General features: G+C 71.6%; 21 protein-coding genes. 13 read left to right on the top strand and 8 right to left on the bottom strand.

Annotation, left to right across the window (positions count from 1 at the left end; genetic code table 11):
* The first annotated feature begins 5 nt into the window (after positions 1 to 5).
* Positions 6 to 1,283 carry a phenylacetate--CoA ligase PaaK gene (gene paaK / locus E3N83_RS09975; protein WP_151083123.1) on the top strand — a complete coding sequence of 426 codons (1,278 nt, stop codon included), beginning with the start codon at positions 6 to 8 and terminating at the stop codon, positions 1,281 to 1,283.
* Here the strand turns inward: paaK and E3N83_RS09970 are convergent.
* Positions 1,280 to 2,506 carry an LCP family protein gene (locus E3N83_RS09970; protein ID WP_151083122.1) on the bottom strand — a complete coding sequence of 409 codons (1,227 nt, stop codon included), beginning with the start codon at positions 2,504 to 2,506 and terminating at the stop codon, positions 1,280 to 1,282. The genes paaK and E3N83_RS09970 overlap by 4 nt on opposite strands.
* Before the next feature lie 118 nt (positions 2,507 to 2,624).
* Here E3N83_RS09970 and E3N83_RS09965 point away from each other — a divergent pair, with 118 nt between their 5' ends.
* Positions 2,625 to 4,079: an LCP family protein gene (locus E3N83_RS09965; RefSeq protein ID WP_151083121.1), complete on the top strand. Its 1,455-nt coding sequence runs from the start codon at positions 2,625 to 2,627 to the stop codon at positions 4,077 to 4,079.
* A gap of 7 nt (positions 4,080 to 4,086) precedes the next feature.
* Here the strand turns inward: E3N83_RS09965 and E3N83_RS09960 are convergent, their stop codons facing one another.
* Genes E3N83_RS09960 through mmuM form a run of 3 tightly spaced genes read right to left on the bottom strand, consistent with a single transcriptional unit; the run spans position 4,087 to position 5,977 of the window.
* A complete protein-coding gene (locus E3N83_RS09960) occupies positions 4,087 to 4,440 on the bottom strand; it encodes a YciI family protein (RefSeq protein WP_151083120.1) in 354 nt (117 codons plus the stop codon).
* Positions 4,437 to 5,012 carry a dihydrofolate reductase family protein gene (locus E3N83_RS09955; RefSeq protein ID WP_151083119.1) on the bottom strand — a complete coding sequence of 192 codons (576 nt, stop codon included), beginning with the start codon at positions 5,010 to 5,012 and terminating at the stop codon, positions 4,437 to 4,439. Before E3N83_RS09955 ends, E3N83_RS09960 begins: the two co-directional genes overlap by 4 nt.
* Positions 5,013 to 5,047: 35 nt before the next feature.
* Complete coding sequence (gene mmuM / locus E3N83_RS09950; RefSeq protein ID WP_238342850.1) at positions 5,048 to 5,977, bottom strand: homocysteine S-methyltransferase; 930 nt, start codon at positions 5,975 to 5,977, stop codon at positions 5,048 to 5,050.
* A gap of 92 nt (positions 5,978 to 6,069) precedes the next feature.
* On the opposite strand from mmuM, the gene E3N83_RS09945 reads away from it, so the two are divergent.
* The 3 genes from E3N83_RS09945 (at position 6,070) to E3N83_RS09935 (ending at position 7,803) form a co-directional block, all read left to right on the top strand.
* Complete coding sequence (locus E3N83_RS09945) at positions 6,070 to 6,678, top strand: hypothetical protein (RefSeq protein ID WP_151083118.1); 609 nt, start codon at positions 6,070 to 6,072, stop codon at positions 6,676 to 6,678.
* Positions 6,675 to 7,310, top strand: coding sequence for a TetR family transcriptional regulator (locus tag E3N83_RS09940; RefSeq protein ID WP_151083117.1), 636 nt, complete (start codon positions 6,675 to 6,677; stop codon positions 7,308 to 7,310). Before E3N83_RS09945 ends, E3N83_RS09940 begins: the two co-directional genes overlap by 4 nt.
* A 61-nt stretch (positions 7,311 to 7,371) precedes the next feature.
* Positions 7,372 to 7,803 carry a peptidase associated/transthyretin-like domain-containing protein gene (locus E3N83_RS09935; RefSeq protein ID WP_151083116.1) on the top strand — a complete coding sequence of 144 codons (432 nt, stop codon included), beginning with the start codon at positions 7,372 to 7,374 and terminating at the stop codon, positions 7,801 to 7,803.
* An 18-nt stretch (positions 7,804 to 7,821) separates the two neighbouring features.
* On the opposite strand, the gene E3N83_RS09930 is transcribed toward E3N83_RS09935, so the two are convergent.
* Positions 7,822 to 8,973, bottom strand: coding sequence for a glycosyltransferase (locus E3N83_RS09930; RefSeq protein WP_151083115.1), 1,152 nt, complete (start codon positions 8,971 to 8,973; stop codon positions 7,822 to 7,824).
* 138 nt (positions 8,974 to 9,111) lie between these two features.
* On the opposite strand from E3N83_RS09930, the gene mraY reads away from it, so the two are divergent.
* The 8 genes from mraY to E3N83_RS09890 all read left to right on the top strand — a co-directional run bounded on the left by mraY (position 9,112) and on the right by E3N83_RS09890 (position 20,008).
* Positions 9,112 to 10,197 (top strand): phospho-N-acetylmuramoyl-pentapeptide-transferase, encoded by a 1,086-nt coding sequence (gene mraY, locus E3N83_RS09925; protein WP_151083114.1) that lies wholly within the window; start codon positions 9,112 to 9,114, stop codon positions 10,195 to 10,197.
* A 30-nt stretch (positions 10,198 to 10,227) separates the two neighbouring features.
* Positions 10,228 to 11,151, top strand: coding sequence for a glycosyltransferase family 2 protein (locus E3N83_RS09920; protein ID WP_151083113.1), 924 nt, complete (start codon positions 10,228 to 10,230; stop codon positions 11,149 to 11,151).
* On the top strand, positions 11,148 to 12,095 hold the full coding sequence (locus tag E3N83_RS09915; protein ID WP_151083112.1) for a glycosyltransferase family 2 protein: 948 nt from the start codon (positions 11,148 to 11,150) through the stop codon (positions 12,093 to 12,095). The genes E3N83_RS09920 and E3N83_RS09915 overlap by 4 nt, the downstream gene beginning before the upstream one ends.
* Before the next feature lie 27 nt (positions 12,096 to 12,122).
* Positions 12,123 to 13,316 carry a UDP-galactopyranose mutase gene (gene glf, locus E3N83_RS09910; RefSeq protein WP_151083111.1) on the top strand — a complete coding sequence of 398 codons (1,194 nt, stop codon included), beginning with the start codon at positions 12,123 to 12,125 and terminating at the stop codon, positions 13,314 to 13,316.
* A complete protein-coding gene (locus E3N83_RS09905; RefSeq protein WP_151083110.1) occupies positions 13,313 to 15,313 on the top strand; it encodes a glycosyltransferase in 2,001 nt (666 codons plus the stop codon). The genes glf and E3N83_RS09905 overlap by 4 nt, the downstream gene beginning before the upstream one ends.
* Positions 15,306 to 16,202, top strand: coding sequence for an ABC transporter permease (locus E3N83_RS09900; protein ID WP_151083109.1), 897 nt, complete (start codon positions 15,306 to 15,308; stop codon positions 16,200 to 16,202). Before E3N83_RS09905 ends, E3N83_RS09900 begins: the two co-directional genes overlap by 8 nt.
* 16 nt (positions 16,203 to 16,218) lie before the next feature.
* A complete protein-coding gene (locus tag E3N83_RS09895) occupies positions 16,219 to 17,016 on the top strand; it encodes an ABC transporter ATP-binding protein (protein WP_238342849.1) in 798 nt (265 codons plus the stop codon).
* Between the two features lie 136 nt (positions 17,017 to 17,152).
* Entirely contained in the window at positions 17,153 to 20,008 is a 2,856-nt protein-coding gene (locus E3N83_RS09890) for an FG-GAP-like repeat-containing protein (protein WP_151083108.1), read from the top strand.
* Here the strand turns inward: E3N83_RS09890 and E3N83_RS09885 are convergent.
* The 3 genes from E3N83_RS09885 to cofD are packed head-to-tail and all read right to left on the bottom strand — an operon-like array spanning position 19,990 to position 22,684.
* Positions 19,990 to 20,715 carry a TIGR03089 family protein gene (locus E3N83_RS09885; protein ID WP_151083107.1) on the bottom strand — a complete coding sequence of 242 codons (726 nt, stop codon included), beginning with the start codon at positions 20,713 to 20,715 and terminating at the stop codon, positions 19,990 to 19,992. The genes E3N83_RS09890 and E3N83_RS09885 overlap by 19 nt on opposite strands.
* A complete protein-coding gene (cofE, locus tag E3N83_RS09880) occupies positions 20,715 to 21,677 on the bottom strand; it encodes a coenzyme F420-0:L-glutamate ligase (protein ID WP_151083106.1) in 963 nt (320 codons plus the stop codon). Before cofE ends, E3N83_RS09885 begins: the two co-directional genes overlap by 1 nt.
* Positions 21,674 to 22,684: a 2-phospho-L-lactate transferase gene (cofD, locus tag E3N83_RS09875; RefSeq protein ID WP_151083105.1), complete on the bottom strand. Its 1,011-nt coding sequence runs from the start codon at positions 22,682 to 22,684 to the stop codon at positions 21,674 to 21,676. The genes cofE and cofD overlap by 4 nt, the downstream gene beginning before the upstream one ends.
* Positions 22,685 to 22,726 lie beyond the last annotated feature (42 nt).

Below are 22,726 nucleotides of genomic sequence, written 5' to 3'. Positions count from 1 at the left end.
CCTGCATGAGCGGTGAGATCCCGGAGCTGACCCGCGACGAGCTCGAGGCGCACCAGCTGGGCAGCCTGCGCGACACCCTGCGGCGGGTCTACGCCCACGTGCCGCACTACAGGCGGTCCTTCGACGCGGCCGGCGTGCACCACGACGACCTGACGTCACTGTCCGACCTGCGGCACTTCCCGTTCACCACCAAGGCCGACCTGCGGGACAACTACCCGTACGGCATGTTCGCGGTGCCGCGAGAGCAGGTGAACCGGATCCACGCCAGCAGCGGTACGACGGGCAAGCCCACCGTGGTCGGCTACACCGCGGACGACCTCGACACCTGGTCGGAGCTGATGGCCCGGTCGATCCGGGCCGCCGGGGGCCGGCCGGGCGACATCGTCCACGTCGCCTACGGCTACGGGCTGTTCACCGGCGGCCTCGGCGCCCACTACGGCGCGGAGCGGCTGGGCTGCACGGTGGTGCCGGTCAGTGGTGGCATGACCGAGCGGCAGGCGCAGCTGATCGTGGATCTCGAGCCGCGGGTGATCATGGTGACGCCGTCGTACTTCCTGAGCATCCTCGACGAGCTCGAGGCGCAGGGGGTCGACCCCCGCGAGACCAGCCTCGAGGTCGGGATCTTCGGGGCCGAGCCGTGGACCGACGAGATGCGGCACGCCGTCGAGGCGAGGACCCGGCTGAAGGCGGTCGACGTCTACGGCCTCAGCGAGGTGATGGGGCCCGGGGTCAGTCAGGAGGCGGCGGAGACGCAGGACGGCCTGCACGTCTGGGAGGACCACTTCCTGCCCGAGATCGTGGACCCCCTCACCCTCGAGCCGGTGCCCGACGGCGAGGAGGGCGAGCTGGTCGTCACCAGCCTGACCAAGCAGGCGATGCCGGTGATCCGATACCGCACCCGCGACCTGACCCGCCTGCTCCCGGGTACGGCGTACCCGGCCTTCCGGCGGATGCAGAAGGTCACCGGCCGTACCGACGACATGATGATCGTGCGCGGGGTGAACGTCTTCCCGACCCAGGTGGAGGAGCAGATCCTGGCGATGGCCGGGCTGACCCCGCACTACGTCTGCGTGCTGACCCGGCCCGGCAACCTCGACGAGCTCACGGTGCGGGTCGAGTCGGTGGGTGAGCCCGGCGCCGAGGAGACGGGCCGCCTCGGGAACGAGCTCGCCGAGCGGATCAAGACCCGGGTCGGCGTGACCGCCCGGGTCGAGGTGGTGGCCCCCCACAGCCTGGAGCGCTCGCTGGGCAAGGCGAGGCGGATCAGCGACCAGCGGGGCTAGCCGCCCGAGACCGGCAGGCCGGACTTCGTGCAGAGCGTCTTGCCGATCGCCGAGGTGTCGTCGGTGATGATGTCGTGGAACATCTGCTTGGACCGGGTCGGGTCCCAGGTGACCGCGAGGTTGCTGATCGGCACCGGGCAGGTCAGGTCGGAGTGGGTCATCGCCCAGCCGAAGTGGCCCATCGCGACGACTCCCATGGTGTCGTCGACGGTGAGGTTGTCGGTGGCGGAGGTCCAGAGGTTCCAGTAGCGGAACGGGTTGACCACCGTCCACGGCGACAGCGCCTTGTGGCCGACCGCCGCCATCACCTCGCGCTGCTGGCCGCCCCGGGCGATGTCACCGAGCTTGGGGTCCGCGTGCCGCGAGCGGGCATACGCCAGCGCGACCGGGCCGGCGGCGTGCTGGCAGCCCTTCTTCACGTGCAGGTTGGCCAGCTTGTCGTTCATGTTGTGGCTCGGGCAGATGGTGATGCCGCCGACGGAGTCGACGATGTTGACGAAGCCGCCCAGCCCGATCTCGACGTAGTGGTCGATGTGGATGCCGGTGTCCTGCTCGACGGTCTGGACCAGCAGCTTGGGGCCGCCGTAGGCGAAGGCGGCGTTGATCTTGGTGGTGCCGTGACCGGGCACCGGCACGTTGGAGTCACGGGGGATCGACATCGTCAGCGTCGGTCCGCTGCCGGTGTGCACCAGCACGATCGTGTCGGTGCGCTGGCCCGAGGCGTTGCCGGTGTGCAACGCCTTGCGCTGCGCGGCGGTCAGCCCGGCGCGTGAGTCGCTGCCGACGAGCAGGTAGTTGGTGCCGGACTGGTCCGCGGGCCGATGGCCGGCCGGGAAGGCGTTGATCTTGTCGGCCTTCGACCACGCGAAGAACGGGACGGCGATCAGGTAGACCAGCCACAGCACGAGCAGGAGCCAGAGGTAGCGCAGCTTGAAGTGGGGCCGTCCGATCCGGCCGAACCTGCTTCCGGACGTGCCTGCGGTGCTCGTGGACCCGGTCCCCGCCGCGGTGGTCCTGGGTGGTGGCGGGACCGGCCGCGGCGGCTGTGGGCGGGAGGCCCCGGTGGGCTGGGTGCGCGGCATCGTCGGCATCACCCGGGTCTCGTCGGGGCCGGGCTCACGGGGTACGGCGCGGGTCGCGTCGGCGTCCGCTCCCGATCGCTCGTCGGACCCGGAGCCGGGGGAGCCGCCCGATCGGCCGCCGAACAGCCAGTCGTCGGACATGAGCGCAGATTACCGGCCACGACCCAAACCTCCGGATTCGGCGCGTCGTACCGCCCTGTGGCCGATGTGGCTGGTGATACTGGCGAGGCTACTTCCCCAGCACCGAAGGACACCTCACATGGGGCTGCCCACTTCCCCGGGCCGGCTCGAGTCCACGCTCGACCGGGCCACCGCCGACGACCGCGCTGCCGGTGTGCGCTACCGCCGTGCGCTGATGCTGATGGTGATGACGCTGGTCGTCCCCGGCTCGGCCCAGCTGATCGCGGGCAACCGTCGGGTCGGCCGGATCGCGACCCGGATCTGGGCCGCCGTCCTGGTGGCGGCGCTGGGCAGCCTCGTGCTGGCTGCCGTGTGGCACGAGTACGCCTTCTGGCTGGTGTTCAACACCACCGCGCTGGGTTACCTGCGGCTCGGGCTGATGCTGCTGGCCGTCGGGTGGGCCGCCCTGTTCGTGGACGCCTGGCGGCTCGGCCAGCCGCTGACGCTGTCGCTGAACCACCGACGGACCGTCGTCGGGGTGAACGGCGTGCTGTGCTTCTCGGTCGCCGGAGCGCTGCTGTTCGGCGCCCATCTGGTCGGCGTCCAGCGGACGTTCGTGCTGACGCTGTTCGCCGGCGACACGGTGACCGGCTCGCACGCGGGCCGCTTCAACGTGCTGCTGGTCGGCGGCGACTCCGGGGCGGGCCGCTGGGGGATGCGCACCGACTCGATGACCGTGGCCAGCATCGACGCGGCCACCGGCAAGTCCGTGCTGATCGGGCTGCCGCGCAACATGACCGACTTCCCGTTCGCCAAAGGCTCGATCATGCACAAGGCGTGGCCGCACGGCTTCAACTGCGGCTACCCCAACTGCGAGCTGAACGGCATCCCGACCTGGGTCGGTGACCACACCTCGCTGTTCAAGGGCGTCAAGAACCCCGGCATGAACGGCACCATCTCGGCGATCGAGGGCATCACCGGCCTGAAGATCAACTACTGGGCGATGGTCAACCTGGCCGGCTTCCGCGGGCTCGTCGACGCGGTCGGTGGGGTCACCCTCAACGTGCGGCAGCCGATCCCGGTCGGCGGCCTCGGCGCCGACGTGACCGGCTACATCCAGCCCGGGGTCCGCAAGCTCGACGGCTTCGACACCCTGTGGTTCGCCCGCTCGCGGGACTCATCCGACGACTACTCCCGGATGGCGCGCCAGAAGTGCGTGATGAACGCGATGCTCCACCAGATCAGCCCGAAGACCGTGCTCACCAACTTCGAGAAGATCGCGAAGGCGTCCTCGGCCATGGTGTCGACCGACATCCCACCGAGCGAGGTAGACCGGTTCATGCAGCTGGCCCTGAAGGCGAAGGCCCAGCCGGTCTCCACCCTCTCGCTGGTGCCGCCGATGATCGACACCGGCAACCCCGACATCCCCCTGATCCGGCGCAAGGTCGCCCAGGCCATCGCCGCCTCGACCCGGCCGCCGGCAGCGCACCACCACCGGAAGCGGCTGCCGACGACGGTGACCGGCGGCTCGATCGGCTCCATGAACTCCGGCTACGCGGCGAACGACGCGAGCAACCTGGGCGCGGTCTGCTGACGTCGCCTCAGGGTGCGGCGATGGGGCGGACCTCCACGCCGCTCGACGGCGCCGACGCCTCCGGGAGGTCGGCGGCGATCCGGACGGCGTGCTCCAGGTCGTCGGCCTCGATCAGGTAGTAGCCGCCGAGCACCGTCGACCCGGGCAGGAACGCTCCGTCGGTGACCTGGACCCGGCCCTCGGTGTCGGCACGGATCGAGCGTCCTCGCCACGACCGGTCGAGCTCGTGGCCGCCCACCACGGCCGCGCCGTGCCGGGCGTTGAACGCCCCGTGGGCCGCGGCGTTGGCCCGACCCTGCTCCTCGCTCCACGCCTCCCAGACGCCCTCGTCGCCGTAGATCATCACGATGTAGGTGCTCATCGCCGGTAGACCATCGCGACGCACCCCGACGGGAACGGCGTGCACGAGTGCAAGTGCAGCGGGCGGCCGGGGGAGACCGCCTCGAACAACGCCGCGCCGCGGGCGGCGGCGAAGGGGTAGACGACCAGTCGGTACTCGTCGACGAGGTCGGCCGCCGCCAGAGCCCGGGCGAAGACGGCGCCGCCGTGGGCGATGATCTCGCCGTCGCCGGTGGCCTTGAGCTCCCGGATCTCCTGGCCGAGGTCGCCGCTGACGATCCGCGAGTCCGCCCAGGTGGGCTCGGTCAGGGTCGACGAGAAGCCCACCTTGGGAATGCTGTTCATCACCTCGGCGAAGACGCCCGTGGAGCTCGGCCACCAGTCGGACATGTCCTGGAACGTCGTGCCGCCCATGATGTGGACGCCGGCCCGCCACAGCGAGTCGACCATCCAGGCGTCCCGCTCGGGATCGACGATCGGGTCCGCCCAGCGCTCGAACTCGCTGCCGGACTCGCAGATGCGACCGTCGACCGACAGTGCGGAGATCTGCAGCACCACGGGTCTCCCGGTGGTCGTGGGGTGTGGCTGGAGCATGTGCGTCCTCCTGGTCGCGGCGTCGGGCGACGCCGTCACCTCGTGGACGAACGGCAACCCTCCCCGGAGGACATCCCGGCCACCCGAGCCGCCAGGTCGGCGATGTCGGCCGGGCCGGTGCCGCAGCAGCCACCCACGTACCGCACGCCGGCAGCGACCCAGCCGTCCACCAGCGCGAGGTCGAGGGGCCCCGCGTACTGCCAGGTCTTCGTCTCGGCGTCCCACCGGCCGCCCCGGTTGGGGTAGGCGACCGCCGGCAGGCCGGTCGCCGCGACGGCGGCGCGCACGGCGCCCAAGACGTCGGTCTGCTCGGAGCAGTTCACGCCCGCGGCCACGAGGCTGCTGCTGCCGCCGAGCACCGCGTAGGCCTCGGCCAGCGGCTGGCCGGCGCTGGTGGTGCCGTCACGCACGGAGTAGCTGAACCACGCGGGCACGCCGAGCTGGTCGAGCAGGGGCACGAGCACCTCGGCCTCGGCGGCGTCGGGGATGGTCTCGACGGCGAACAGGTCGGGTCCCGCGGCCGCGAGCAGCTCGAGCCGCGGGGCGTGGAAGTCCCGCAGCCGCGCGGCCGGTACGCCGTACCGGCCGCGGTACTCCGAGCCGTCGGCGAGGTGCGCGCCGTACGGACCGACCGAGGCTGCGACCAGGAGGCCGGGACGAGTGTCGGCCAGCTCGTCGCGGACGTCGCGGGCAACCGTGACGCTCAGGGAGATCAGCCGCCGGGCCTCCGCGACGTCGTACCCCGCGGCGACCAGGCCCTCGACGCTGGCCTGGTAGCTGGCCGTGGTCGCCACCACGGCCCCGGCGTCGTAGTACGCGCGATGGGCCCGGGCCAGCTGCTCGGGAGCCGTCCCGAGGAGGCGCGCGGTCCACAGGGCTCCGCGGAGGTCGGCGCCCTGTTGCTCCAGCGCGGTCGAGAGGCCGCCGTCGAGGACGGCGATCGGGGTCTCGGTGGCGATGCTCACGCCCCCATCCTGTCCCGCGGCACCAGGGACGGCGTACCGGACGTGCTAGCGTGGTATTTGAGCGACTGCTCAAAAGCCCGGAGGTGATGGCGATGAGGGCGAGTCTCCGCTCCGCGCTGGTGCTGATGACCGGGCTGGGCGGCGTGCTCGGCGGCGCCGCCGGCACCGTCGACTGGCCGGTCGTGGGCACCTTCTTCGGTGCCGCGTGGGGCGCCGTCCTGGGCTGCCTCACCGGGGTCGCGGTCGGGCTGGCGCTGGGCGGTCTGGCCAGGGTCACCCGCTCGAGGTGGGCCGCCCGGCTGGGCAGCGGTCTGGTGGCAGGGGCTGTCGGCTCGGTCGTGCTCCCGCTCTGCTCGGGGGCGTACGACGTCCCCGGGACACCTGAGGTGGCCCTGGTCCTGGCCGGCGCGGTGGTCGCGGGTGCCCTCGGACCCGTGATCGCCTTCGGGGTCGGGCCCCGCCCGGATGGTCGGCCCGGCGACCACTGGGCGGTGGAGACGCTCGCCAGGTTCCTCGCCTGGGGTGGTCTGCTCGGCGCCTCGGCGGGTGTCGTCACGGGCCTGGTGATCGGGCTCGGGTATCCGCCGACCGTCCTGGTCGCGGCGGTCGAGGCCGGGGTGCTGGGCGGGGTCAGCGGGCTGGTGCTGGCGACCCTGGCGGCGGGGGTCGCGGTGCTGCCGCGGCTGCATGCACTGCCGTGAACGACACCCGGGCGCGACTCCTGGCGGCCGCTGCGACCGCCGTACGCGAGGACGGCGCAGCGGCCGCGTCGGCGCGCAGCATCGCGGCCCGGGCCGGTGTGAACCAGGCGCTGGTCTTCTACCACTTCGGCACCGTCAGCGAGCTGGTCGAGGCTGCCTGCGGCCTGGCCGTGGACGAGGCCGCCGGCTCGTACCGCCGGGAGCTCGACGAGGTCACCTCGTTGACCGGGCTGCTCGACGTCGGCCGTGCCCTCGACCGCCGGGAGCGTGCCAGCGGGAACGTCGCGATGATGGCGCAGCTGATGTCCGGTGCCGCTCACGACCCGGTGCTGGCGCGGGCCGCCCGCTACGCGATGGACGTCTGGGCGGCCACGCTCGAGCCGGTGCTCGAGCGGCTCCTCGCCGACAGCCCGCTCGCGGAGATCGTCGACGGCCCAGGGCTGACCCGGGCCCTGAGCGCGGCGTTCATCGGACTCCAGCTGTATGAGGACGTCGACCCGGCGTCGACCGCGCGGGCCCTGGAGTCGCTGGAGCGCCTCGCCGTCGTCGTGGACGTCGTCAACGACCTCGGGCCGGTCACCCGGCGCGCGGTCCGGTCGCGCCTGCGGTCCACGAGGAGGGCGTCGGGTTGAGCGGGAGGCCGATTCGCCCGAACGCCGCACACGACGCGTCGTACCTCCCTATCCTCGACGGGTGCACATCACGACGAAGCGGCCGCTGGCCGCGCTGCTGACCGGCCTCCTGCTGCTGGCGCTGACGACCCTGTCGCTCCAGTCGCCGACGCATGCCGCGGTCAGCCGTCCGGGAGCCTCGAAGCTGTCGGGGTTCTTCGGCGGCCGGCTGATCAACCCGGCGACCGGGAACCCGGTCAAGGGCGTCACGGTCAAGGTCTTCGAGATCAACACCGACAACCTGCTCGGCCAGGACAAGAGCGGCTCTGCGGGCTACTACCGGATCGACGGTCTCTCGGCCGCCGACGAGGAGCTCGACGTGCGGGTGAACGGCTCGGCGGTCCGCTACGAGACCGGCTGGGTCGGCTGCAACCACAACGTCGTACCGAGCTGGGGCGACGCCTGCTCGTTCCCGCAGGGTCGCCAGTCCCCGATCAAGGTCCAGCACCTCTGAGGAGGTGCCGGCCGCAGCTCATCCGGCGCCGGCGAACGCCTCCAGCAGCGGCGTCACCCGCTCGACGCCGGGCAGGGAGCTGATCTCGTCGGCGACTGCTCGGGCGCGTCGGGCGGCCGCCTGGTCGTGGAGCGCGTCCTCGACGCCCCGCCGGATCTCGTCGGGAGTGGCCGTGGCGGCGTCCAGGGTGCGGGCCAGCCCGAGCTCCCGGGCCCGCGCTGCGTTGTGCGGCTGGTCGGCGCCGAGCGGCAGGAGGAGCGACGGCAGGCCGTGAGCCAGGGTCGCCATCAGCGTCCCCGAGCCGCCGTGGGAGACGACGAGGTCGGAGTCGGGGAGCAGGTCGGCCTGGGGGACGAACCTCTCGACCCGCAGGTGCGGTGGCTGAGGCCCGAAGTCGGCCGGGTCGACGTCGCGGCCCACCGTCACCACGATCTCCGCGTCGACGCCGGCCAGGCCCGCGAGCAGGCGCTCGAAGAGGTCACCCGAGCCGGAGTTGAAGACGGTCCCGAGGGTCACGTACACCCGCCTGGTCGCGTCGCGAGCCCGGCGTGGCGGTCCGGTGCCGAGGTCACCGCCGCGGAAGGCGAACGTCGGCTCCGGGAGAGCGACGGGTGAGTCCGGGCTGCGGAACGAGAGGGGGAACGGCGAGAGCAGCAGGCCCCGGGTGAGCATCGACAGATCGGGGTCCGGCGCGAGCCCGTGCTCGGCCCGCACGGCTGCCAACGGCTCCGCGACGAGCTCCGGCCGGATCAGCATGCCCGACGCCAGGACCAGCACGGTCGCGACCGGGACCCCGAGCACCTCGGCGGCGACCGCGGACCCGAAGTCGGCCTCGTCACGCACGACGAGGTCCGGCCGCCATCCGCCCAGGTGCTCCCGGACGGCGCCGGCGTGCCGGCGGGCGCCCTTGCCCGCGAAGTTCTCGGCGAACTCGACCTCGGCGGCGTGGGCGTCGACCGGAGGGAGGGGCGTCAGGTCGCGCGGCCGGGATCCGGTGGGGCGCGGGGGACTGGTCGCCAGCGCGCGGAAGCCCGCTGCCTCGACCCTGGCGACGACGCCGCCCGAGCAGGCGACGGCAACCTCGTGTCGCGCCGCCCCCGCGGCGCGAGCCACCGGCTCCATCGGGAGGAAGTGCCCGAGACCACCGATGAACGTGAACAGGATCCGCATCGCCGGCCAGACTAGTCCGCGGCGCGGCCGGTGAGCCGCCGCCGGTTGTCGGGGTCCCTCGTCCGACAATGAGGGGAGACGGGTCCCTCACGCTGCGAAGGGATTGACCATCCGGACGGCCGAGAAGGGCTCACCTGTATGCGCGCGATCCTGCTGAGCGGCGGGCTGGCCGTGCTGTTCTCGCTGCTGGGAACGCGGGCCGCCATCGGTTGGTTCGTCCGGCACGGGTTCGGCCAGCCGATCAGGGACGACGGCCCGACCACCCACCACGTCAAGCGTGGTACGCCGACCATGGGTGGACTCGTCATCCTGGTGAGTGCGACCACGGCCTACCTGGCCGCGACGCTCGCGACCGGTGGCCTGCCGAGCGCCAGCGCCTGGCTCGCTCTCCTGCTCTTCTTCGGCTGCGGAGCCGTGGGCTTCCTGGACGACTACATCAAGGTCTACACCCAGAACAACCAGGGGCTGAGCGGTCGAGCCAAGCTGGTCGGCCAGGCCCTGGTCGCGGTCGGGTTCGGGATCGTGGCGGAGCGCTGCTTCGCCGACGCGGGCGGCGTCCGGCCGGCGTCGTCGTACCTCTCGACGACCCGCGACTGGGGGATCCACCTGCCGCTGGTGGTGGTGCTGCTGCTGATCTGGCTGATCGTCACCGCCACCTCGAACGGCGCCAACCTCACCGACGGGGCCGACGGGCTGCTCGCCGGCACGTCCGCGATGATCTTCGGTGCCTACACGATCGTGAACATCTGGCAGAACAACCAGCGGTGCGGATCCTCCCGGCCCACGGTGGTGGCGTCCCAGTGCTACGAGGTGCGCGATCCGCTCGACCTCGCGGTGCTCTCGGCGGCCATCTGCGCAGCCTGCATCGGCTTCCTCTGGTGGAACGCGAAGCCGGCCAGGATCATCATGGGCGACGTCGGGTCCCTGGCGCTCGGGGGCGCCCTGGCCGGGCTGGCGATCATGTCCCGGACCGAGCTGCTGATGGCGGTGGTCGCGGGGTTGTTCGTGATCGAGACCTTGTCGGTGATGCTCCAGAGCGGCTACTTCAAGCTGACCCGGCGGGTGACCGGACGCGGCCGCCGGATCTTCCGGATCGCCCCCATCCACCACCACTTCGAGCACCTGGGCTGGGACGAGGTCACGGTCGTGATCCGGTTCTGGATCATCGCCGGGATCTGCGTGGCAGTCGGTCTCGGGACCTTCTACGCGTCCTGGCTGGTCTGAGCCGCGGGGCGGCCCACTAGGGTCGTGCGGGTGAGCTCCGCCGACCGCCGTATCGCCGCGGTGGTGGTGACCTTCAACCGGCTCGAGCTCCTCCAGCGGCTGATCGGGCGCCTCGCGGAGACCGCGGGGCTCGACGAGATCCTGGTCGTCGACAACGCGTCGTCGGACGGTACGGCGCAGTGGTTGCGCGACCGGGAGGGGAGCGGCGTGCCGGTCCACGTGCGCCGTCTGCCGGAGAACATCGGCGGCGCGGGTGGGTTCCACGACGGGCTCGGCTGGGCGCTCGAACGTGGGGCCGACCTGGTCTGGCTGATGGACGACGACGGTCTCCCCGACCCCGACTGCCTGGAGCTCCTGCTCGAGCGCGCGGGAAGCCTCGACTTCTGGGGCCCGGTGGTCGTCGACGAGGACGACGCGAGCCGGCTGGTGTTCCCGATCCGCCTGCCCGGCACCAGCACGGCGGTGCACGCCCTCACGGGCGCACAGGGCGCCGCCCGGGAGGGCCTGATCGCCGACGTGGTGATCCCCTTCAACGGGGTTCTCTTGACCCGTGAGCTCGTCGAGCGGATCGGGTTGCCGCGCTCGGAGTTCTTCATCTGGGGCGACGACGTGGAGTACCTCTGGCGGGCGCGGCGCGCCGGCGCACGTACGGGCACCGTCGTCGACGCGCGGGTGCGGCACCCCGCGGTCGGCGCGCTGGGGACCCGGATGGCGTTCGGGCGCACGACGTACAACGACACCCCGAGCGACCTCAAGCACTACTGCATGGCCCGCAACAACCTGCTCAACCTCCGGGAGTACGGCGGCCGGGCCCACGCCGCCGCGTTCGTCGCCAAGACCCTGTGGTTCTACACCTTCACCCGCCGCGACCCGGCCCGGCTCCGGCTCAGCATCGAGGCCTGGCGCGCGGCCCGGCGTGGCGACTTCACCGGGCATCGGCGGTTCCTGGGATGAGCGGCGACGACGTGGTCTCGACTCCGCTCGACCACCGAGACGGCGAGACCGTTGCCGTCGTGGTCGTGACCCACAACCGCGCCGACCTGCTGGGCCGGACCCTCGACGGGCTCGCCGCCCAGACCCACGAGCCCGACTCGGTGATCGTGGTCGACAACGCCAGCGAGGACCACACCCGCGCGGTGCTCGACGCCCACCGTGGCCTGCACCTCCAGCGCATCCACCTCGAGGAGAACACCGGCGGCGCCGGGGGCTTCCGGGCCGGCGTCGCGGCTGCCTTCGACCAGGGCTTCGACCGGATCTGGCTGATGGACGACGACGTCGTACCCGCGCCGGACTGCCTCGCCGAGCTGATGGCGCAGGACGAGGCGTTCGTGATGGCGGTCCGCGAGGACACCCACGGGCACCTGGTCGAGAAGGCGGCCACCGACTTCGACCTCACCCGGGCCTGGGCGGTCCACCCGAAGCGGAGCACCGTGGAGACCGACTTCGGCGACCGCGACGCGATGCCGGAGCGGGTGGAGCTGCACAACATCGCGTTCGAGGGCCCGCTGTTCCGACGTGAGGTGGTGGCCACGATCGGGCTGCCGGACTCGTCGTTCTTCATCTTCTACGACGACGTCGACTTCGCGGTGCGGGCGCGTCGCGCCGGCTACCGGATCTGGGCGATCCGCGACGCGGTCCTGGTGCGGCAGCTGGACTTCAGCCAGCAGCACGACCTCTCCGGCTGGAAGGGCTACTACATGTACCGCAACATGTTCGCGGTCCACTTCCGGTACGGCGAGAGCCGGCTGGTGCGGGCGAAGCCCTGGGCGATCGCCGCCGCCGTGGTCGCGATCAGTCCGGTCCGGGGAGGACGCGCCGAGGCGAGCAACGTGATCCGCGCCGTACGGGACGCCCGGGGCATGCGCTCGATTCCCGGTTCGGGCACCCCTCCTCGCTAGACTGACGGGCCACGACCGATCAGGAGTCTGACCTTGAGCAAGCCCGACCTCGTCGTCGTCGGCTCGGGTTTCTTCGGCCTCACCATTGCGGAGCGGTGTGCCAGCGAGCTCGGCCTCGACGTCCTCGTCCTCGAGCGTCGCCACCACCTCGGTGGCAACGCCTACAGCGAGGCCGACCCCGAGACCGGCATCGAGATGCACGTGTACGGCGCCCACCTCTTCCACACCTCCAACGAGCGGGTGTGGGAGTACGTCAACCGCTTCACGACGTTCACCAACTACCAGCACCGCGTCTTCGGCCAGTACGACGGCCAGGTCTACTCGCTGCCGATGAACCTCGGGCTGATCAACCAGTTCTTCGGTCACAGCCACACCCCCGACGAGGCGCGTCGGCTGATCGCCGAGCAGGCCAGCGAGTTCGACACCGCCGAGGTGACCAACCTCGAGGAGAAGGCGATCAGCCTGATCGGCCGGCCCCTCTACGAGGCGTTCATCAAGGGCTACACCGCCAAGCAGTGGCAGACCGACCCCACCAAGCTCAGCGCCGACATCATCACCAGGCTCCCGGTGCGCTACAACTTCGACAACCGGTGGTTCAACGACACCCACGAGGGCCTGCCCACCGACGGCTACACCGCCTGGCTGACCCGGATGGCCGACCACCCGAAGATCGAGATCCGCCTCGAGACCGACTTCTTCGACCCTGCCAACGGAATCCGAGACGAGTTCACGGGCTCGGTGCCGATCGTCTACACCGGCCCGGTCGACGAGTACTTCGGGAACTCCGAGGGCCGGCTGTCATGGCGCACCGTCGACCTGGAGGCCGAGGTCAAGCACGTCGACGACTTCCAGGGCTGCGCGGTGATGAACTACAACGACCAGGACGTGCCCTGGACCCGGATCCACGAGTTCAAGCACTTCCATCCCGAGCGCACCTACATCTCGGGCAAGACCGTGATCGTGCACGAGTACAGCCGTTTCGCCGAGGAGGGCGACGAGCCGTACTACCCGATCAACACCGCCGAGGACCGCGCCAAGCTCCTGAAGTACCGCGACCTCGCCAGGAAGGAACCGATGGTCCTCTTCGGAGGCAGGCTCGGCACCTACAAGTACCTCGACATGCACATGGCCATCGGCTCGGCCCTGTCCATGTTCGACAACAAGCTCCGGCCGCACTTCACCGACGGTGCCGCGCTGGCCAGCGGAGGAGTGGACGAATGACCGACACCGTGACCCGCCTGCTCCAGCGGCAGATCCTGCCGCTGGACCGTGACTTCGACGTGATGCCGCTCTACGTCGACCCCGAGGAGGCCCGCCTCGACGCCGACCGCTACACGATCGGTGGCAACCGCGCGGCCAAGGACCTCAACAACGCCGCCATCCGTCAGTCCACCTCGGTCGGCAACAGCATCCACCCCGACCAGATCGAGTCCCGGACCGCGTTCCGGGTCAGGTCGGGGGAGCGGCTGTCGTTCGGCACCTACTTCAACGCCTTCCCCGCGAGCTACTGGCGCCGCTGGACGGTCGTCGACGACGTCACGCTGACCGTCGAGGTGCAGGGTGGCGGCGCCACGATCATCGTCTACAAGTCGATGGCCAAGGGCCACTCGCAGCGAGTCTCCGCGGCGACCACCGAGGACGACCAGCCGGCCCGCTTCACCTTCGAGCTCCCGCTCAAGCCGTTCATCGACGGCGGCTGGTACTGGTACGACGTGGTGGCCGGCGACGACGACTTGGTGATCGGTTCGGCCGAGTGGACCGCCGAGGTCCCGGCCGACCGGGCCCAGCACGGCACCGTCGACCTCGTGATCACGACCATGAACCGCCCCGACTACGTCGCCAAGCTGGTCGGCCAGATCGCCGACACCGACGAGCTGCGCCCTTACCTCGACCAGGTCATGGTGATGGAGCAGGGCACCCAGCTGATGCGCGACTCCCAGTTCTTCCCGGCGGCGGAGAAGTCGCTCGGAGACGTCCTGCGGGTGATCGAGCAAGGCAACCTCGGCGGCTCGGGCGGCTACGCGCGCGGTCAGCTCGAGTCGGTCCGGAAGGGCACCGCGACGTACGCCCTGATGATGGACGACGACGTGGTCTGCGAGCCCGAGGGGATCATCCGGGCGGTCACCTTCGGCGACCTGGCCAAGCGGCCCACGATCGTGGGCGGCCACATGTTCAACATCTACAACCGCTCGCAGCTGCACAGCTTCGGCGAGGTGGTGCAGCCCTGGCGCTTCTGGTGGCAGACCCGGCTGGACGGCTACAGCCAGTGGGACCTCGGCGCCCGCAACCTGCGCTCTGCCCGGTGGCTGCACAAGCGCGCCGACGTCGACTTCAACGGCTGGTTCAGCTGCCTGATCCCGCGGCTGGTGCTCGAGCAGATCGGCCTGTCGCTGCCGCTGTTCCTCAAGTGGGACGACTCCGAGTTCGGCCTGCGGGCCAAGGAGGCAGGCTTCCCGACGGTGTCCTTCCCGGGTGCCGCGGTGTGGCACGTGCCCTGGACCGACAAGAACGACGCCCTCGACTGGCAGTCGTACTTCCACCAGCGCAACCGGTTCGTCGCGGCGCTGCTCCACTCGCCGTACCCCAACGGCGGGCGGATGGTGCGGGAGTCGCTCAACCACCAGATCAAGCACCTGGTCTCGATGCAGTACGCCACGGTCGAGTTGCGCCACCGTGCCCTCGAGGACGTCCTGGCCGGCCCCTACGCGCTGCACGGCCAGCTCCCGACCAAGCTCGCGGAGGTCAACGCCTTCGCCAAGCAGTTCAGCGACATGCAGCTGGAGGCCGACCGCGACGTCCTGCCTCCGGTCCGCCGCGAGAAGCCGCCGAAGAAGGGCAAGGACGACGCCGAGATCCCGGGCCGCCTGTCCCAGCTGGTCACCGCGGGCCTGCTGCCGATCCGCCAGCTGCGGCCGGTCCGGGCCATGTCGCGGGACTTCCCCGAGACCGAGCTGCCCGCGATGGACGCCACGTGGTACCGGCTGGCGCGCTACGACTCCGCGGTCGTGTCGATGAACGACGGCACGTCGGCGGCGCTCTACCGCCGCGAGCCGGCGCACTTCCGCGACCTGCTCAAGCGCACGATCGAGATCCACGAGCGCTTCCGGCGGGAGTGGCCGCGGCTCGCCGCGGAGTACCGCGCGGCGCTGGGCGACATCACCTCGCCCGCGGCGTGGGAGGAGACCTTCCGGCCGTGGACCGAGCCTGCCGATGAGTGAGGTGCAGGCGCACCGCACCCGCGTGGTCGCCGCTCCGCTGGCCGCTCCCTGGGCCGAGCAGGGGCTGCTCGAGGTGTTCCGGCACCGCTACATCCTGAGCCTGCTGGTGCGCCGTGAGATCGCCGCCCGCTACCAGGGCTCGGTGCTCGGTCTGGTGTGGTCCTACGTCAACCCGCTCACGCAGTTCTTCATCTACTACTTCGTGATGGGCATCCTCTTCGGCCGGGCCCAGCAGACCCAGGCGTTCGCGATCCACGTCTTCGCCGGGCTGATCATCGTCCACTTCTTCATCGAGACCATGAACGCCGGCACCCGCTCGATCGTGCGCAACAAGTCGCTGGTGCAGAAGATGGCCGTGCCTCGCGAGATGTTCCCGGTCGCCTCGATGCTGGTCTCGCTGTTCCACGTCATCCCGCAGGTGATCATCCTGCTGATCGCGACCCTCCTGTTCGGCTGGCGGCCCGATCCCTGGGGAATGGTCTACGGGGTGATGGCCCTGCTGATCATCATGACCCTCGGCACCGCGCTGGCCCTGGTGTTCAGCGCGGCCAACGTGTTCCTGCGCGACGTGTCCAACGCGGTGAACGTGCTGAGCAACTTCGTGCGCTTCGGCGTCCCGATGATGTACCCCTACTCCCTGGTCGCCCAGAAGTTCCGTGGCCACACCGGGATCTACCTCGCCAACCCGATCACCGAGGCGGTGCTGGACTTCCAGCGCGCGTTCTGGGTCGGCGCGACGTCCCATCCCAAGGCCACCATCGCCCACGACATGCCGCCCCACCTGGCCCTGCTCAGCCTGCGCGCCCTGCTGATCAGCCTCGTGGTGCTGGCGTTCGCCCAGTCGACGTTCTCCCGCCTGGAGCGCCGGATCCCGGAGCGCCTGCTGTGAGCGGGGAGGTCACGCCGTGAAGAGCGGCACGGAGTCGATCGTGGTCCGGCACGTCTCCAAGACCTTCACGCTGCGCTACCACCGGACGCTGAAGCAGATGAGTGTGGCGATGTTGCGCGCCCAGGAGCTCTCGGACTCCTTCCTGGCCGTCGACGACGTCTCCTTCACCGTCGAGCAGGGCGAGTCGATCGGACTGATGGGTCTGAACGGCTCGGGCAAGAGCACGCTGCTGAAGATGATCAACGGCATCATGCGGCCCGACTCCGGCAAGGTGCTGACCCGTGGCCGGATCGCCGGGCTGATCGCGACCGGGGCCGGCTTCCACCCGCAGCTCACGGGGCGCGACAACGTCTACCTCAACGCCGCCATCCTCGGCATGACCGAGGCCGAGACCCGGCGCAAGTTCGACGACATCGTCGAGTTCGCCGACATCGGCAAGTTCCTGGACTCGCCGGTCGGTCACTACTCCTCGGGCATGTTCGCCCGGCTGGGCTTCGCGGTCGCGATCCACGTGGACGCCGACGTCTTCCTGGCCGACGAGGTGCTGGCCGTGGGCGACCGGCCGTTCAAGAAGAAGTGCCTGGCCAAGATGGAGGAGATCCGCGAGAGCGGCACGACGTTGTTCTACGTCAGCCATGCGGCCGGCAGCGTGCGCAAGATGTGCACCCGCGTGCTGGTGCTGGAGAAGGGCCGGCTCGGCTACGACGGTCCGGTCGACGAGGGCATCAAGTACCTCCACTACGACGACGACGACGGCGACGACCCGTTGAGCGACGAGGACTCCCAGGACGAGGAGATGGGCGCCGACATCTGAGGTGATCTCGACCTGGTCGGCGTGTCGACTGGAAATTACAAGTTTGTAGTTACTCGGTTTTGCTTGCGGAGCCGTGTGACTGGTGTGACCGTTGCTACTCGTGTGACCTTCCCCCGCACGCTGGAGCAGCCACCGCATGTCCCCCAAACGAGCGCGATTCGTCACCGCCTGTCAGCAGCTGCTGGCCCTGGCGGTGGTGCTGGCCGCGCTGACCCCCGCCGCCGGCATCGTCACGCTCGACGTGGTCGGCTCCGCACCGGAGGCCGGCACGACGCCGGCCCGGCCGACGGCGCGCACCGCGGCGTACACCGCCGAGGCGGTGCGCTCCTCGCGGGTGCCGACGGCCCCGGTCCGCTCCCACGTGCGCGAGGTGCAGCTGACGGCGCCCTCGGGCGTCGCCGGCCGGGCCGTGCCCTCCACCGCGATGGCCACGGTCACCCGGGCGCGGTCGGGGGACACCCGGCTGACCACCGTCCCGCAGAAGGTCACCGGCTTCGGCGAGGTGGGCGTCACCTGGGCGCACGGCGTCGCGATCCCGCAGACGGGCATCACCTTCGCGGCGCGGACCCGCTCGCACGGCGCGTGGACCGCCTGGAGCGACATCCCCTACGACCCCGCCCACGGCCCCGACCCCGGCTCGCAGGAGGCGCGGAGGGCCCGTCCGGGGACCGAGCCGGTGCTGGTCGGCAAGGTCGGCAGGGTGCAGGTCAGGGCCGTCACCAGCCGACCGCTCCCGGCCGACATGAAGCTCGCCGTGATCGCGCCCGGCCACGCCGGGCACACGACCACCGAGCGAGCCGCGATCGACACCAGCCAGCTGGACGGCGGCACCGGGCAGGACTCGGTCTACCGCGCCGCCGACCCGCAGCCGGTCACCGGCAACGACACCGCGTCGCTGGCCGCCGCCGTGTTCACGCCGCAGCCGGTGATCTACTCGCGCGCCCAGTGGGGGGCCAACGAGAAGATCCGCGGCAAGTCGTCGCTCCACTACGGCGACGTGCACGCCGGCTTCGTCCACCACACCGTCAACGCCAACGACTACACCCGCGCGGAGGTGCCCGGGCTGCTGCGCAGCATCTACGCCTACCACGTGCTCTCCCGCGGCTGGAGCGACATCGGCTACAACTACCTGATCGACCGCTTCGGCCGGATCTGGGAGGGCCGGTACGGCGGGGTGGACCGACCCGTGGTCGGAGCCCACACCCTCGGCTACAACGACGACTCGTTCGGTGCCTCGGCGATCGGCAACTACCAGATCACCAAGCCCAGCGAGGCCATGATCCAGGCCTACGCGACGCTGTTCGCGTGGAAGCTCTCGCTGCACGGCGTGACGGCGTCCTCGAAGAGCCAGTACGTCACGTCGCGCTGGTTCCAGGCGATCAACGGCCACCGGGACGCCGAGAGCACCCTGTGCCCGGGGCAGTACCTCTACAACCGGATCCCCGACATCCGGCGGATGGCCGCGGCCGACCAGCGCGGCTGGGCCGGCCGGCAGCTCGAGTCCAACCTGGCGTCCACCCCCCACCCCGACCTCGTCGTACGCCGGGCCGGTGACGGCGAGCTGTTCGTCGTACCGACCGGTGGGCTGATCCGGTTCCCAGCGGCGACGACGCTGGCCACCGGCCTGACCGGCGCCCAAGCCGTCCTGCTCTCGCCGGACCTGACCGGGGACGGGCGCGTCGACCTGCTGGTCCGTCAGGCGGACGGCTCGCTCCTGCTCCGCCCCGGGCTCTCCGGGGGCGGGTTCGGCCCGGGCAGCGCGACCGTCCCGGGCTTCCGGCACAAGGACCAGGTGCTGGCCCCCGGCGACCTCAACGGCGACGGCCGCAACGACCTCGCGGCCCGCAACCCCACCACCGGTCGGCTCCTGGCGTTCCTCCAGAAGCCGGACGGCACGTTCCGGACGGTCGGCCTGGGCACGTGGTGGAACAGCTTCGACCTGATCTCGTCGGTCGGTGACGTGACCGGCGACGGCAAGGCCGACCTGGTGGCGCGCGACGCATCCGGGGCGCTCTGGCTCTACCCGGGCAACGGGAGCCCGGAGTTCGCCTCCGGTGTGCGGATCGCCGGGCGCTTCGGCGCCGACGACGTGATCACCGGTGGTGGTGACTGGTCCGGCGACGGGATCGACGACCTGTTCGTCAGGGGGGCCTCGGGCGACTCGTGGGTGCTCCCCGGCAAGGGCGACGGCACCTTCTCGCGGCCGCTCGGGCCGTTCCCGCAGCTCGCCGGCGCAACCGACCTGACCGCCGGCGACGCGGCGGGCTCGCGCGCTCCCGACCTGGTCGCGGTGTCCGGCGACCGGCTGAAGGTCTGGACCAACCCCGGCACCTTCGACCTCGGGAAGCCCATCGACACCGGCACGAAGGCACCCGGGGCCGACACGCTGCTGGCTGCGGGGGACTGGGACCGCGACGGCTACGGCGACGTGATCTACCGCCGGGCCGCCACCGGCGACCTCTACCTGCGTCGCGGCGACGGTCGGGGCCACCTCGGCCCGGCGACCCTGCTCGCCAGCGGGTTCGGCAAGGTCGGGAAGCTCGCGGCGGTCGGTGACATGACCGGTGACGGTTACCCCGATCTCGTCGGCCAGCCGAAGGGCGGCGTGATGACGCTCTACCCCGGCCGGGGACTCGCCGGGCTGCGGCACGGCTACCCGGCGGCGGGCTCCCTGTCCGGGCAGCAGATCGGCGTCGGCCGGTGGGACGGCGACGGCGCGCCCGACAGCATCTTCCGCAGCGGGCGGGGCCGGCTGACGCTCTACCACGGCAACGGGCCTGGCGGGCTGCACAGCCCGACGAAGCTGAGCCTCGACACCTCGTCGTACGACTGGGTGATCGGCGTCAGCGACCTGCGACTGACCGGGCACCCGGACCTCCTGGTCCGCCAGAGCGGCACGGGTCGCCTGTACGCCGTACCGGGCACCGCCAGAGGCTTCCGGGCGCCGATCTACCTCGGTCAGGGGATGAAGGGCTATGACCTCGCGGACTGATCGGGGTCGAATCGGTCCGAGACCCGCTCGTCCGCCGCGATCCGCGCCGACCGTTCGACGGAGGCGTTGACCACCAGGACCAGGGACCCGTTGCTCAGCAACGGTCCCGTGAAGGAGACGAGACCGGAAGGGGAAGCCGGGTTCGACTCCGACAGGAGGCGGCCGCCGTCGCGTGTCTGACCGGCGGCGGCCGCTCTCCAGAGCTCCGCCTGGTTCAGGCCGGGGACGGCTGCGTCGCCGGGCTCGGGGACGCTCCACGGGACGAAGGCGTCCGGCTGCGACCACACCTCGACCCCGAGGTCGTGGACACCGGCAGGCAGGGGCTCCGTGAAGCGGCCGGCCAGCGGCTGCAGGGCGGTGGCGACCACCGGACGCCCGCCCGCGAGGCCCGCCCAGCGGTCGAGCCCGCCCGGCCCGGTGAGCACGGCGTCGGCATCGCCCTCCCAGACCACCTCGAGCCCGCAGTTCCACGCGGCGCCGAGGGCGACGGTGCCGAGCCAGTGCGCCGGGAGGTCGACCAGCAGCCGTCCGCCGCGTTCGAGGTCGAGCTCCTCGACCAGGAGCGAGGAGACCTTGGCCACCCAGTTGGCGTACGTCGTCACCGACAGCTCGGTCCGCTCGCCGGTGGCGTCGTCGTAGAAGGTCACCAGTGGCCGGGCGCCGCCGGCGGCCAGTAGCCCGCTCAGGACCTGCGGGAACGTCGTCATCAGGACTCCTCGGTTGCAGCGGGGGCGAGCACCAGCGTCGGGCCGGCGGACCGGCCGGCGCGCCATCCGTGGGCGTACGCCGCGACCTCCGCCACCCAGCGCGCCCGGGGCTCGGCCGCGGTCACGCACAGGCCCTCGCCGTCCCGGACGACCTCGCTGCCGGCTCCGAGCAGGCCGGTGAGGATCCCGGCCAGCTCGTCGGCGTCCGCGGGCGAGCCGAAGGCGAGGCGGTGTCCGGCGCCGCCGGCGAGGGCGGCGAGGACGGCCTCGCGGGAGCCGAGGCCGAACAGGTCGGTACCGGCCGGCCGGAGCAGCCCGGCCGCACCCGGCCCGTCCACGCCGGGTGGCAGCACGAGATCGCCCCGGCCCCGGACCAGGGTGAACGGGCGGCCGCGCAGCTTGCCGGCCGCGAGCTCTGCGGCCCCAGCGAGCTCGTCGGCGACCGCCGGTGCGGTGACCAGCAGGTCGTTCCCGTAGGGGTCGGTGCGCCCCGCATGGTCGTCGACGACCGTCAGCCCGGCCGCCCCGATGGCGATGTCGGTCTGGCCCTCGCGCCACGCGCGCCCGGCGGTGTCGGTGACCACGACGCCGACGTTGACGCCGGTGCGTGCCGCGACAGCGGAGCGCAGGGCACGGGCGGAGGCGTCGGGGTCCTCGGGCAGCAGCACGATCCGGCCGGGCTTGACGTTGGAGGCGTCCACCCCGGCCGCGGCCATGGTCAGGCCGAGCCGGTTCACCACGATCGCCAGCGGCCCGCGGCGGGCCACCAGGCGGACGGTCTCGCGGGCCACCGCGTCGGCCCGGTCGCCCGCCTGCACCCGGCCCTCCGCCTTGCTCACCACCTTGCTGGTCACGCAGACGACGTCACCGTCGACCGGCTCGACCAGGGCCAGCAACAGGTCCGCGAGGTCGTCACCACGGCGTACCTCGCCGACGCCGTCCGGCGCCCAGAGCGTGATCACGAGACCAGTGAGACCGCGGCGGCCGCCATCGCCGCCGTGGCCTCCGGCGACGACATCAGCAGGGGTACGGCGTCGCAGGGCAGGCCGGCGTCCCGCACCCGCGCCGCGTCGTCGGCGTCCTGGGTGTCCACGAGCCAGCCGTCGAGGATCCCGCCCGCCGAGCGGGCGCCGTAGTGGAGGCCGACCCCGGCGGCGGTGACCTCGACGCCGATCGCGGTGAGCATCTGGTGGGCCATGCCGCGGACGTGGTTGCCACCGATGATGGGGGAGAGGCCGACCACGGGCGCCCGGGTGGCCACCAGGGCCTCCCGGACGCGGGGGACCCCGAGGATCGTGCCGATGCTGACCACGGGGTTGCTGGGCGGCAGGACCACCAGGTCGGCATCGGTGATCGCGTCGATCACACCGGGGCCCGGCGTCGAGTCGTCGAGACCGACGAAGACCAGTGCCTCGACCGGCACCTCGGCGTGCAGCCGCACCCAGTACTCCTGGAAGTGGACGACGCGCCTGCCGCTGGGGCTGTCGGTGTCGGCGATGGCGACGTGGGTCTCGACCCGGTCGTCGCTCATCGGGAGCAGCCGGACCCGGTCGCCGAAGACCGGTGCCAGCCAGCGCCGGCACAGTGCCTCGGTGACCTCCGAGAGCGGGTAGCCCGCGTCGAGCATCTGGGTGCGCACGAGGTGGGTGGCCAGGTCGCGGTCGCCCAGCCCGAACCACGTCGGCTCGACGCCGTACGCCGCGAGCTCCTCCTTGGCACCCCAGGTCTCGTCGCGTCGTCCCCAGCCGCGCTCGGGGTCGATGCCGTCGCCGAGGGTGTACATGACGGTGTCCAGGTCCGGGCAGATCTTCAGGCCGTGGAGCCAGATGTCGTCGGCGGTGTTGGCCACCACGGTGATCGTGGCGTCCGTGTCGACACCGGGCAGCAGGCCCTCCCGGATGCCGTGCCACAGGCCCTGGAGGAACGTCGCGCCGCCCACGCCACCGGAGAGCACGGTGATCTGCCTCATGCGGCTAGCCTGCCGCACCGGCGACCCGCGGTGGGGGGGACC

It is taken from the genome of Nocardioides cynanchi (assembly GCF_008761635.1).
Classification (GTDB): Bacteria; Actinomycetota; Actinomycetes; order Propionibacteriales; family Nocardioidaceae; genus Nocardioides; species Nocardioides cynanchi.
This window is presented reverse-complemented; position numbering and strand designations above follow the sequence as displayed.